Annotated in this window: 10 protein-coding genes and 1 pseudogene; 2 read left to right on the top strand and 9 right to left on the bottom strand. The window is 73.0% G+C overall.

What is annotated here, in order from left to right; all coding sequences use genetic code 11:
• Positions 1 to 920: pseudogene (locus FHX74_RS04780) on the top strand (5-methyltetrahydropteroyltriglutamate--homocysteine S-methyltransferase); the annotation flags it as partial.
• A gap of 39 nt (positions 921 to 959) precedes the next feature.
• Here the strand turns inward: FHX74_RS04780 and FHX74_RS04785 are convergent.
• The 3 genes from FHX74_RS04785 to FHX74_RS04795 are packed head-to-tail and all read right to left on the bottom strand — an operon-like array spanning position 960 to position 3,657.
• Positions 960 to 1,865: a DUF2510 domain-containing protein gene (locus FHX74_RS04785; RefSeq protein WP_182559002.1), complete on the bottom strand. Its 906-nt coding sequence runs from the start codon at positions 1,863 to 1,865 to the stop codon at positions 960 to 962.
• A gap of 43 nt (positions 1,866 to 1,908) precedes the next feature.
• On the bottom strand, positions 1,909 to 2,853 hold the full coding sequence (locus FHX74_RS04790; protein ID WP_328823636.1) for an aldo/keto reductase: 945 nt from the start codon (positions 2,851 to 2,853) through the stop codon (positions 1,909 to 1,911).
• A gap of 36 nt (positions 2,854 to 2,889) precedes the next feature.
• Positions 2,890 to 3,657 carry a LemA family protein gene (locus FHX74_RS04795; protein ID WP_182559004.1) on the bottom strand — a complete coding sequence of 256 codons (768 nt, stop codon included), beginning with the start codon at positions 3,655 to 3,657 and terminating at the stop codon, positions 2,890 to 2,892.
• Between the two features lie 178 nt (positions 3,658 to 3,835).
• Between FHX74_RS04795 and FHX74_RS04800 the strand changes: the two genes are divergently transcribed.
• Positions 3,836 to 4,537, top strand: coding sequence for a hypothetical protein (locus tag FHX74_RS04800; RefSeq protein ID WP_182559005.1), 702 nt, complete (start codon positions 3,836 to 3,838; stop codon positions 4,535 to 4,537).
• 72 nt (positions 4,538 to 4,609) lie between these two features.
• Here the strand turns inward: FHX74_RS04800 and pyrE are convergent, their stop codons facing one another.
• From pyrE to clpB, 6 genes are all read right to left on the bottom strand, one after another.
• Entirely contained in the window at positions 4,610 to 5,176 is a 567-nt protein-coding gene (pyrE, locus tag FHX74_RS04805) for an orotate phosphoribosyltransferase (RefSeq protein WP_182559006.1), read from the bottom strand.
• A gap of 10 nt (positions 5,177 to 5,186) precedes the next feature.
• Positions 5,187 to 5,837 carry a hypothetical protein gene (locus FHX74_RS04810; protein WP_182559007.1) on the bottom strand — a complete coding sequence of 217 codons (651 nt, stop codon included), beginning with the start codon at positions 5,835 to 5,837 and terminating at the stop codon, positions 5,187 to 5,189.
• A gap of 57 nt (positions 5,838 to 5,894) precedes the next feature.
• Positions 5,895 to 7,145, bottom strand: a complete 1,251-nt coding sequence (locus FHX74_RS04815; RefSeq protein WP_182559008.1) for an ROK family transcriptional regulator — start codon at positions 7,143 to 7,145, stop codon at positions 5,895 to 5,897.
• A gap of 69 nt (positions 7,146 to 7,214) precedes the next feature.
• On the bottom strand, positions 7,215 to 8,009 hold the full coding sequence (locus FHX74_RS04820; RefSeq protein ID WP_268925936.1) for a spermidine synthase: 795 nt from the start codon (positions 8,007 to 8,009) through the stop codon (positions 7,215 to 7,217).
• Between the two features lie 187 nt (positions 8,010 to 8,196).
• Positions 8,197 to 9,102 carry an aldo/keto reductase gene (locus FHX74_RS04825; RefSeq protein WP_235970332.1) on the bottom strand — a complete coding sequence of 302 codons (906 nt, stop codon included), beginning with the start codon at positions 9,100 to 9,102 and terminating at the stop codon, positions 8,197 to 8,199.
• A 216-nt stretch (positions 9,103 to 9,318) separates the two neighbouring features.
• Positions 9,319 to 11,934 (bottom strand): ATP-dependent chaperone ClpB, encoded by a 2,616-nt coding sequence (clpB, locus tag FHX74_RS04830; RefSeq protein WP_182559009.1) that lies wholly within the window; start codon positions 11,932 to 11,934, stop codon positions 9,319 to 9,321.
• Positions 11,935 to 11,956: the final 22 nt, after the last annotated feature.

Genomic DNA, 11,956 nt, shown 5'->3' on the forward strand with positions numbered 1-11,956 from the left:
GCCGGATCGACGCGGAGACCCACGACGCCCGGCTGCGTGAGGAGATCGCCCGGGTGGTGGCGCTGCAGGAACGGCTCGGTCTCGACGTCCTCGTGCACGGCGAACCCGAGCGGCACGACATGGTGCAGTACTTCGCCGAGCAGCTCGACGGGGTGATCAGCACCGAGCACGGCTGGGTGCAGAGCTACGGCAGCCGCTGCGTCCGGCCGCCGGTGGTCGTCGGCGACGTCAGCCGCCCGCGGCCGATGACGGTGGCCTGGTCGACCTGGGCCGCCTCGCTGACCGAGCGTCCGATGAAGGCGATGCTGACCGGTCCGGTCACCATCCTGGCCTGGTCCTTCGTCCGCGACGACCTGCCGGCCGGCGAGGTGGCCCGGCAGGTCGCGCTCGCGCTCCGCGACGAGGTGGCCGACCTGGAGGCGGCCGGGCTGCCGATCGTCCAGGTCGACGAGCCGGCCCTGCGCGAGCTGCTCCCGCTGCGGGCGGACGACCAGGACGACTACCTGACCTGGGCGACCGAGGCGTTCCGGCTGGCCACCGGCTGCGCGGCCGCGACCACCCAGGTGCACACCCACATGTGTTACGTCGAGTTCGGTGCGGTGGCCGCGGCCATCGCCGCGCTCGACGCCGACGTGATCAGCCTCGAGGCGTCCCGGTCCCGGATGGAGGTGGTCGGTCAGCTGGCCGGCTCGGGCTACCCGAGCGCGGTGGGCCCCGGGGTGTGGGACATCCACGCCGTCCGGGTGCCCGGGGTCGAGGAGATCGCCGAGCGGCTGCGGCTGGCGCTGGCCGTCTTCCCGGCCGACCGGCTCTGGGTCAACCCGGACTGCGGGCTCAAGACCCGCGGCTACGCCGAGACCGAGGCGGCGCTGGCCCACCTGGTCGCCGCGGCCCGGACGGTCCGCGCCGAGCTCGACTGACCCCGCCCCTCCCGCACCGGTGCTGAGTGCCGGAGTGCGTCAGCCGACGTCGAGCTGGGCCAGGGCCTTTCGCGCCGGGTCGACCAGCTGCGGGGCGGTGTCGGGGATCGAGGCGTAGAACAGGCCGTCCTCGCCGCCGCCGACGTCGACCACGGCGACGATCAGCAGCTCGCCCTTGGCCTTGACGTCGGGGATGTCGTAGCGGAGGTGCGACTCGATCAGCCAGCCGGGGTGGCCGTCGATCGCGTACGACCGGTTCACGCGGTCGTCCCGCTTCACCTCGGCGTCGCCGTAGAACCGGCCGAGGATGCAGGAGGTGACGATCATCGCCCCCTGCTGCGGACCGAAGAAGCCGTCGCCGGCGAGCAGCCGGGCGATCAGCACGCTGGCCTCCCAGCTCGGCCGGCCGTCGCGGGTCTCGAGGATCACCACCTGGTCGCGGACGTCCCGCCCGAACGGCACCCGGCTGTCGCTGATCGGCGCGCTCCACGGCCGGCCGAGCGCCGGGTAGGACAGCTTGCCGCTCACCACCCGGCCCCGGCCGTCGACCGCCGACCCGCTGCTGCTCACCTGGGTGCCCGGACACGGCGAGGCGCTCGTCGCCGGAGCGGTGGGCGGCGGGGCGTCGACCGGCGCGGACGCGGTCAGCGACCGCACGACCAGCACCAGGGCGAGCACCACGACCCCGAGCACGGCCACCGCACCCACCACCAGCCCGACCACGCCGGCCCGACGTCGTCCGGTGCCCGCGGCGGGGCCGGTGGCGCCAGGCACGCCGACCGCGCCGGGAACACCGGTGCTGGGCGGCCCGAACGGCGCCGCCGCTCCGGACGGCGGGGCTGCGGTCGGGGTGGTCGCGGTGACCGCCGACCAGGCGCGGCCGTCCCAGTACCGGTACGCCGCCTGGCCGCCCGGATCCGGGTACCACCCCGGTGCTGCGCTCACAGCCGTCGAGGGTAGGTGCCGGTGGGGTCGGTCCGGGCCGACCTCAGACGGTGCCGCCGGTGATCTCGATCAGCTCCGCCAGGTCGCCCGGCTCGGGCTCCCACAGGCCGGCCTCGACGTTGGCCTCGATCTGCTCGACCTTGGTCGCCCCGGCGATCACCGACCCGACGGTCGGCATCGCCGCGAGCCCGCCCATCGCCACCGCGAGCAGGCTGACCCCGCGGTCGGCGGCGAACTTCTCCAGCGCCTCGATCTGGTCGAAGTCGGCGGCCGCCAGCCGGTCGCCCATCCCGGCGAGCCGGGTGCCCTCGGGGGCGTCGGCGCCGCGCTTGTACTTGCCGGTGAGCAGACCGCTGGCCAGCGGGAAGTACGGCAGCATCCCCTGGCCGGTGTGCTCGAGGGCCGGGACCAGCTCCTTCTCGACGCCCCGCTTGAGCCAGGAGTACTCGTTCTGGGCCGAGACGAACGGCTCGTAGCCGCCGGTCCGGGCGGTCCAGTCGGCGTCGACGACCTGCCAGCCGGCGAAGTTCGACGAGCCGATGTAGCGCACCTTGCCCTCGTGGACCAGGTCGGTCAGCACCGAGAGGGTCTCCTCGATCGGCGTGGCCGGGTCGGGGGCGTGCATCTGGTAGAGGTCGATCCAGTCGGTCTGCAGCCGGCGCAGGCTGGCCTCGACGGCGAGCCGGATGTAGCGCCGCGAACCGCGGACGCCCCAGTCGGGACCGTTGGTGCCGCGCATGTCCATGCCGAACTTGCTGGCCAGCACCACCCGGTCGCGCTTCCCCTGGAGCGCCTTGCCGAGCAGGGTCTCCGACCCGCCGGCGTTGCCGTAGATGTCGGCGGTGTCGAACAGCGTGATGCCGTGGTCGATCGCAGCGTCGACCACCCGGGTCGCCTGCTCGTCGTCGATGCGCCCGCCGAAGTTGTTGCAGCCGAGGCCCACGGTCGAGACCGTCAGTCCCGAGTTCCCCAGCTGGCGAAAGGTCATGTCCGTCATGCGGCCCACGGTGTCACGGGCCGGGCGTCACACCTGACCCGGGTCGCGGTACTGCGGCTGCTGCGGCGGCTGGCCCGGCTGCTGCCACTCGCCGGCCCCCGGCTGGGGCTGGCCGGCTCCGAACGGCGGTGCCGACTGTTGCTGCGGGAGCTGCCCCTGGCCTGGGCCGGTGGGGCCGCCCTGGGCGGGCTGGTCGCCGCGGTAGGCGATCTCGCCAAAGTTCACGCTCGGGGCCTGCCGGACGGCCGGGTCGTTGACCTCGAAGTAGGTCGCCTTCTCGAAGTGGAAGAGGTTGGCCACCAGGTTGCTCGGCAGGCTCTCGACCTTGGTGTTGTAGTTGCGGACGTTCGCGTTGTAGTAGCGGCGGCCGTTGGCGATCCGGTCCTCGGTCTCGGCCAGCTGGCGCTGCAGCTCGAGGAAGTTCTGGTTGCTCTTGAGGTCGGGGTAGGCCTCGACGCTGACGATCAGGTTGCGGACGGCGCCCGACAGCGCGCTCTCCACCTCGGCCCGCTGCTGGCTCGGCAGCGCACCGTCGGACTGGCTGAGCGAGGCGGCCTGGTTGCGCAGCCGGGTGACGTCCTCGAGGGTGTTCCGCTCGTGCGCGGCGTAGGCCCGGACGGTCTCGACCAGGTTGGGCAGCAGCTCGTAACGCCGGTTGAGCTCGACGTCCACCTGCCGCCAGGACTCCTGGATCAGGTTGCGGCCCTTGACGAAGCCGTTGTACGAGCTGGCGAAGACGATCGCCAGGATGATCAGGATCACCAGGATGACGATCAGGACGATGACGGCTCCCACGGGGGGCCTCCTCGGTCGACGGTCGGGTCGCGCTCAGCCTAGCCAAAGCCGGGCCTCTGACCCCTGCCGCGGCGACGGCGCCTCCTCCGCGGAAGAAAGTTCCAACCAAACCGGTCAGAGGTGACTCAGAGCGGGTGAGGGCACAACCGGTGCCACTCGACGACGAGGAGGAAGCGCCATGACCATCCCCCGGACCACGGGCCACCCGACCACCGACCCCGGACGCACGGTCGGCCGCCGTCGGCTCTCCGGCCGCGCCGGGCTCGCCCTGGCCGGGGCCGGTCTGCTGGCCGCCACCGGCCTCGGCGCTCTGGGCCAGGCGACGCCCGCGCAGGCCGCACCGAGCGCCCCGCTGAGCACCGTCGACCTGCTGCAGAGCACCGACGTCGGCGCGCTCCGGGCAAACCTCGGCGAGCTGAACCAGCAGCAGACCGACCTCTACGGCGCGCGGACGGTGAGCGCGTGCACCGGGGAGGCGGGGCTCGACAGCGTGACCGGCGACAAGACCCTGGTGAGTCTCGGGTCGACCTGGAGCAACGCCGACGGCGAGAACCGGGCGCTGGTCACCGAGGCGGTCGCGCAGGCGAGGACCCCAGCGGCGGCGGCCCGGGCGGCGAACGCCGTGGTCACCGCGCTGCGCGCCTGCCAGCACGAGCCGAAGGGACACTGGCGCTACGGGCGGGTCTACCACGGTCCGCTGCGCGACGGCGACCACGTCTGGCTGGACGCGATCGACGGCAACGGCACGGTGAGCGGCGGTGTCGCGGTGATGCTCCGGGGTGACCGGTTCGGCGTGGTCGAGGTGAGCAACGCGGTCGGCGACGGCGACGACGCGATCAAGAACACGGTGCTGCCGGCCGAGCAGCGGCTCGGCGGCTGATCAGGCGACTGAGCTGGCGGCCGGGCGGGCGTGCGGACGCCGTCGCGCGGCGTCGCGCGTCGACGCCGGGGCTCAGCCCAGGCCGAGGTCGGCGGCGCTGACCGCCCAGCGGTACGGCAGACCGGCGGCCTCGATCTTCTCCCGGGCGCCGGTGTCGCGGTCGACGATCACCGCCACCCCGACGACCTCGGCGCCGGCGGACCGGAGCGCCTCGACCGCGGTGAGCACCGAGCCGCCGGTGGTCGAGGTGTCCTCCACCGCCAGCACCCGGCGGCCGGCCACCTCGGTGCCCTCGATCAGCCGTTGCATCCCGTGGCTCTTCTGCTCCTTGCGGACCACGAAGGCGTCGAGCCGCTCCCCGGTCGCCGCGGCGGCGTGCAGCATCGCGGTGGCCACCGGATCGGCTCCGAGCGTCAGCCCGCCGACCGCGTCGAAGTCCCAGTCGGCGACCAGCTCGCGCATCACCCGGCCGACCACCGGCGCGGCCGCCCCGTCGAGGGTGACCCGCCGCATGTCGACGTAGTAGTCGGCCTCGCGGCCGCTGGCCAAAGTCACCCGGCCGTGCACCACGCCGAGCCGTCGGATGTGCTCGACCAGGGCGGCGCGGTCGTCGGTCGGGGCGGTCTGCTCGGCGGTCACGGCGGCCACCCTAGCGGGGCGGTCGGACCGCACCGGCCGGACGGCTCGCGTACCAGCGGCCGACCGCGGGCACCCAGAGGATGGCCACCGCGAGCGCGATGTAGACGGTGGTCGGGACCCAGAAGGCGAGGTGGTCGCGGAGCCACCAGGCCGACCAGGCGAGCGCGGCGAGGCCGACCGCGGTGTGCGCGATCCGGGCCCAGGGCCGGCGGGCGATGAGCAGGAAGCCGGTGACCGTCGAGGCCAGCGGGAAGCCGACCAGCGGGAGGGCCAGCCCGTCGGCCAGGTAGAGCTCGAACCGCTCCGCCAGGTGGTAGACGGCGGCCTCGGGCTGCTGGGTGTAGCTGAACGTCGAGACCACGCTCAGCGCGACCAGCACGCTGAGGGCCAGCAGCACCAGGAACCCAACCGACCCGGTGACCGCCATGCTGGCCGACATCGCGATCACGGCGGGCCGCTGCCCGGTGGTCACCGCGTACGGGTTCGGCACCGGCACCGGGTAGGCCGGCGCCGGCGGGAAGCCGGGCGCGTACGTGTCGCCGTAGCCGGCGCTGTGGACGGGATCGACGGTGACCGGTGGCGGCACCGGAGCAGGAGGGACGGCCGGCGGACCGTAGGTGTAGCCCGGCCCGGGGCCCTGCTGCCACGGCCGCTCGCTCATGCCCCCAGGGTAGGTGCCGCGGGGGTTCGCTCCCCCGGCGCGCAGGGGCCCGGCTGGTCAGCCGGCGAGCAGCACCGACGGGTTGGTGGAGAAGGTGTGGTCGAGCACGAGGCTGGCGGCGCCGACCGCGCCGGCGTGCTCGCCGAGGGCGCTGCCGACCACGGTGACCTGGTGGACCCGGCGGTTCATGAAGTTGCGGCGCAGGTCCTCGGCGTAGACCTCGCCGAAGAACGGCCGCAGCAGCGGCCAGTGCGGGCCGCCGAGCACCACGTGGTCGAGGTCGAGCAGGTTGACGATGTCCTGGGCGGCCTTGCCGAGCCGCTCGGCCAGCCGGTCCATGATCGCCCGAGCCACCGGGTCGCCCTGCACGGCGATGGTGACCAGGTCGACCAGCGCGTCCTCGGTGGCGGTGCGGTTGTCGAGGTCGATCCCGGCCGGCAGCAGCCCGGCCTCGATCGCCTCGGCGACCACGAACCGTGGCTGGCTGGCGTCCCCGACGCACCCGTCCCGGCCGCAGGCGCAGCCGGGGAGCCCGGACCCCACGGTGATGTGGCCGATCTCGCCGACGTTGGAGCTGGTCCCGCGGACCACCTCGTCGTCGATCACCAGCCCGGCCCCGAGCCCGGTGCCGAGGTAGAGGAAGACGAAGTTGCGGCTGTTGACCCGGCCGGCCCAGCGTTCGCCGGCCGCCGAGGCGAGCACGTCCTTGTCGAGCAGCACCCGCAGTCCGAGCCGGTCGGTGAGCGCGTCCCGGAGCGGTACCCGCTCCCAGCCCTCGAGCAGCGGCGGGTCGATCACCACGCCGGTCTCGACGTCGACCCGGCCCGGGACCGCGATCCCCACCCCGCTGATCCGGGTCCGCGGCAGCCGCTGGGTGCTGATCAGCCGCTCGACCTCGCGGCCCATCGCCTCCACCGTGTGCCCGGGGTCGGGCCGGTCCCCGAGCGGACGCCGGACCACGGCCACGGTGTCGCCGCGGAGGTCGAGCACCACGTAGCTGATCAGTGCCGGGTCGAGGTGGATGCCGATGGCGTACTGGCCGCGCGGGTCGAGGTTGAGCAGGGTGCGTGGGGCTCCCCGACCGATCTGGGTCCGGCTGCCCTCGCGGATCAGTCCGGCCCCGATCAGGCTGCGGACGATGTTGGTGACCGACTGCGCCGACAGCCCGGTCACCTCGGCCAGCTCCACCCGGCTGATCCCGTCCCGGCTCTGCCGGATGACGTCGAGGATCACCGTCTGGTTGAAGTCACCCATCCGCAGCTGGCTGGCCGCACGGCGCTGCGGCGGCCGGGCCTCGAGGCTGCGCATCCTCGCATCATGACACCGCCGACCGGTCCAGACCACCGGGTCGACGGGCGGCCGAGACGTGCTCGCGGGTCAGCCGACGCCGAAGGTGCGGGCCGGCGGGGTCGGCGAGGTGTCGCTGTCGTCGTCGGTGAACGGGGCGGCGCCACCGATCAGCGTGTCGAGCGCGGCCCCGGCCACCACCCGGTAGGGGAACGGAGCCGCGCCGGCCTGACGGGCCAGCTGATCGACCGGCAGCGGGGCGCGGGACGCCTCGAGCACGACATTGCCGAACCGCCGGCCCTTCATCGTCGAGGGCTCGGCGCTGAAGATCACCTGGGGGAACACCGCACGCAGGGCGGCCACCGCCCGGCGGGCGTAGCCGAACGGCCCGCGGTCGGTGATGTTGATCAAGAAGGTGCCGCCGGCGCGGAGCACCCGGTCGACGTCGGTGAAGAACTCCACCGTGGTCAGCTCGGCCGGCACCCGGGAGCCGCTGAAGGCGTCGAGCACCACCGCGTCGGCCCAGTCGTCGCGGAACTGCGCGATGCCCTCGCGCCCGCCGACCGGGCGCACCTTGATCCCACTGCGCTGGGGCAGCGGCAGGTGGGTGCGGACGAAGGCGGTCAGCTCCTCGTCGGGCTCGAGCACCACCTGCGCCGACCGCGGTCGGGTGGCGGCCAGATAGCGCGGCAGCGTCATCAGCGCACCGCCGACGTGGATGGTGGCCAGCCGCTCACCGGCCGGCGCGGCCAGGTCGAGGCCGGCGGCGATCCGTTGCACGTAGTCGAACTCGAGCCGGCGCGGGTCGTCGAGATCGACGTGGGACTGGTCCGTGCCGTCGATCCGGAGCATGTACGCGGCCGGCCGGGACAGGTCCCGGCTCAGCCGGACCGGTCCGGCAGCCCCGTGGTAGAAGAGCGGCTCGACCACCGGATCACCCTATGTCCCCGCCCCGCAAGCACCGTGCCCCGAGGCTGTCCGCAGGGCACCGTGCCCTGAGCCTGTCGAAGGACACCGTGCCCTGAGCCTGTCGAAGGACACCGTGCCCTGAGCCTGTCGAAGGGGAGGGACCTCAGCGGATGCCGGCGGCACCGAGCCGGCGCTTGGCCTCGGCGTAGACCTCCTCCGACAGCGGACGCGACGCCGCCTCGACGTTGGCCTGCAGGTGGTCCGGGTTGAGGGTGCCGACGATGTTCGTGTGCATCCCCGGGTGGGCGTTGGTGAACCGGAGCAGGAACTGGGTCGGGGTCTCGCCGTCCTCGAGCAGCTCGTCGAGCCCGGCCTTCCGCCAGCCCTCCCAGCGGTCGCCGTCGCCCAGGCCGGTGCCGGGCTCGCCACGGGCCACGCCACCGCGGATGATCACGCCGGCGCCGGAGTCGGCCGCGGCCTGGATCAGCCGCTCGTGCTGGCGCTCGAGCGCCGAGTAGGGGATCTGGAAGGCGTCGAAGACGCCCCACTCGATGTAGGTCTCCAGGTGCGGCTCGGTCGAGGAGATGCCGATGAACCGGGTCATCCCCTGGTCCCGAATCTCCTGGAGCACCGTGACCAGGTCGTTGCTCTCGGTCTGCTCGACGCTCGGGTTGTGCAGCTGGAGCAGGTCGACGTGGTCGGTCCGCATCCGCTGCAGGCTCTCCTCGATCCCGCGGAGCAGGTTGTCCCGGGTCCACACGTGCGGGGTGTCGTCGGTCTCGTCGTCGCGGTGCACCACCGTGCACCCGCACTTGGTGGCCAGCACGTACTCGTCGCGCCGCTCGGCCAGGAACCGGCCGATGAACTCCTCGCTGCGGCCGTAGTCGTTGGCGGTGTCGACGAAGGTGATGCCGCTGTCGAGGACGGCGTGCAGGATCGTCTCGGCCTGGTCGTCGGTGACCGGCCGGCCACCCCAGATCCGCGACCCGCGGACCTCCATCGCGCCGTAGCCGAGCGTGGTCACCTCGAGCCCGGTGCGGCCGAGCGTTCGGGTGGGCAGTGCGGTCATGGCGATTCCTCCGGGTCGGGAGCGGCAACGGTCCGGTGCCGATTCTTCCCCCGACGTGCGACAGCCCGTCGGCGCCCCCGCGGGGGGAGCCGACGGGCTGTCGGTCGTGCGGCCCTTCGACAGGCTCAGGGCCCGTGGTGGACAGAGCTCAGGCCCGTGGTGGACAGAGCTCAGGGCCCGTCGTGGGCAGAGCTCAGGGCCCGTGGTGGGTGGAGCTCAGGCCACCGGGACGGGGTCGTGCTGTTCCACGACGGTCAGGCCGTCCTGGGCGTCGGCGACGTCGAACCGGACGGTGTCACCCTCGCCGATCTCGCCGGCCAGCACCCGGCGGGCCAGCTGGTCCTCGATGCTGGTCTGGATCAGCCGGCGCAACGGACGGGCGCCGTAGACCGGGTCGAAACCGGTCAGCGCGAGCCAGTCGGCCGCCGCATCGGTGACCTCGACGGCGATCCGCCGGTCGGCCAGCCGCTGGTTGAGCCGGTCGATGTTGATCGCCACGATCCTGCTGAGCTCCTCGGTGCCGAGGGTGTCGAACAGCACGATCTCGTCGAGCCGGTTGAGGAACTCGGGCTTGAACGCCGAGCGCACCACGCCCATCACCGCGTCGCGCTTCATGGTCGGGTCGAGGGTCTGGTCGGCCAGGAACTGCGACCCGAGGTTCGAGGTGAGGATGAGGATCGCGTTGCGGAAGTCGACCGTCCGGCCCTGGCCGTCGGTCAGCCGTCCGTCGTCGAGCACCTGGAGCAGGATGTCGAAGACCTCCGGGTGCGCCTTCTCCACCTCGTCGAGCAGCACCACCGCGTACGGCCGCCGCCGGACCGCCTCGGTGAGCTGGCCGCCCTCCTCGTAGCCGACGTACCCGGGCGGGGCGCCGACCAGCCGAGCCACAGAGTGCTTCTCGGAGTACTCGCTCATGTCGATCCTGATCATGGCGTGCTCGTCGTCGAACAGGAACTCGGCCAGGCTCTTGGCCAGCTCGGTCTTGCCGACACCGGTCGGGCCGAGGAACAGGAACGACCCCGTCGGCCGGTCCGGCGAGCTGATCCCGGCCCGCGAGCGCCGGACCGCGTCCGACACCGCGCGGACGGCCTGCTTCTGCCCGATCAACCGCGCGGCCAGCCGGTCCTCCATCTGCAGCAGCTTCTCGCTCTCGCCCTGCATCAACCGGCCCACCGGGATCCCGGTCCAGTTCGACACCACTTCGGCGATGTCGTTCGGGCCGACCTCCTCGCTGACCATGGGCTGGGTCGCCTGCGCGCCGGCCTGGTCGTCGGCGTCGGCCTTCTCCAGCCGCCGCTGCAGCTCGGGGATCTCGCCGTAGAGCAGCTCGCTGGCCTTGGCCAGCTCGCCCTCGCGCTGCAGCCGGTCGGCCTCGGTGCGCAGCTCGTCGATCCGGCTGCGCAGCTCGCCGACCTCGTTCAGGCCCTCCTTCTCGGCCTGCCAACGCTGCTCGAGACCGCGGAGCTCCTCCTCGGCGTCGGCCAGCTCCTCGGCCAGCCGGTGCGCCCGCTCGACGCTGCCGGTGTCGGTCTCCTTCTCCAGCGCGAACTGCTGCATCCGCATCCGCTCGACCCGACGGCGCAGCTGGTCGATCTCCTCGGGCGAGGAGTCGATCTCCATCCGCAGCCGGGAGGCGGCCTCGTCGATCAGGTCGATCGCCTTGTCGGGCAGCTGCCGGCTGGTGATGTAGCGGTTGGACAGGCTGGCCGCGGCGACCAGCGCACCGTCGGTGATCGCCACCTTGTGGTGCGCCTCGTAGCGCTCGCGGAGCCCGCGGAGGATCGCGATGGTGTCCTCGACGCTCGGCTCCCCGACGTAGACCTGCTGGAACCGCCGCTCGAGCGCCGGGTCCTTCTCGATCCGCTCGCGGTACTCGTCGAGCGTGGTGGCGCCGATCATCCGGAGCTCGCCGCGGGCCAGCATCGGCTTGAGCATGTTGCCGGCGTCTATCGCGCCCTCGCCGGTGGCGCCCGCCCCGACCACGGTGTGCAGCTCGTCGATGAAGGTGATCACCTGGCCCTGGCTGTCCTTGATCTCGGCCAGCACCGCCTTGAGCCGCTCCTCGAACTCGCCGCGGTACTTGGCGCCCGCGACCATCGCCGACAGGTCGAGCGAGACCAGCCGCCGGCCCTTGAGCGAGTCGGGGACGTCCCCGGCCACCAGCCGCTGCGCCAGCCCCTCGACGACGGCGGTCTTGCCGACGCCGGGCTCGCCGATCAGCACCGGGTTGTTCTTGGTCCGGCGGGCCAGCACCTGGACGACCCGGCGGATCTCGGTGTCCCGACCGATCACCGGGTCGAGCTTGCCCTCGCGGGCCTGCGCGGTGAGGTCGACGCCGTACTGGTCGAGTGCGGTCTCGGTGCCCTCGGCCTCGGCCGAGGTAACCCGCTTGCTGCCCCGGCTCGCGTTGAACGCGGTGGTCAGCGCGTCGGCGGTCGCCTTGGCCCCGGTCAGGATCGTCTTGGCCTCCGAGGTGACGTCGGCCAGCGCGATCAGCAGGTGCTCGGTGGCCACGAACTGGTCGCCGAGCTGCTCGGCCCGCGACTCGGCGTCGGCCAGCACCCGGGCCAGCGCCCCGGACAGCGTCGGCTGGGCGACGTTGTTGCCCGACGCCGACGGCAGCTTGCCGATCGCGGTCTGCGCGGCGCGGTCGACGACCGCCGGGTCGGCCCCGACCGACGACAGCAGCGGTCCGACCGTGTTGTCCGGCACCATCAGCAGCCCGTGCAGCAGGTGCACCGGCTCCGCCGTGGGGTTGCCGGCGAGCAACGCGTTGCGCAGCGCGGCCGAGACCGCGTCGCGACTCTTCGTGGTGAGCTTCTGAGCTTCCATCTGACCTTCCGCCCTAGAACCT

It is taken from the genome of Microlunatus kandeliicorticis, assembly GCF_014137855.1.
Classification (GTDB): domain Bacteria; phylum Actinomycetota; class Actinomycetes; order Propionibacteriales; family Propionibacteriaceae; genus Microlunatus; species Microlunatus kandeliicorticis.

Bases quoted from the DNA above. Each gene is read 5' to 3' on its own strand.
- FHX74_RS04790 (WP_328823636.1), bottom strand. From the start codon at position 2,853: ATGACCTTTCGCCAGCTGGGGAACTCGGGACTGACGGTCTCGACCGTG.
- FHX74_RS04800 (WP_182559005.1), top strand. From the start codon at position 3,836: ATGACCATCCCCCGGACCACGGGCCACCCGACCACCGACCCCGGACGC.
- FHX74_RS04810 (WP_182559007.1), bottom strand. From the start codon at position 5,837: ATGAGCGAGCGGCCGTGGCAGCAGGGCCCCGGGCCGGGCTACACCTAC.
- FHX74_RS04815 (WP_182559008.1), bottom strand. From the start codon at position 7,145: ATGCGCAGCCTCGAGGCCCGGCCGCCGCAGCGCCGTGCGGCCAGCCAG.
- FHX74_RS04825 (WP_235970332.1), bottom strand. From the start codon at position 9,102: ATGACCGCACTGCCCACCCGAACGCTCGGCCGCACCGGGCTCGAGGTG.
- clpB (WP_182559009.1), bottom strand. From the start codon at position 11,934: ATGGAAGCTCAGAAGCTCACCACGAAGAGTCGCGACGCGGTCTCGGCC.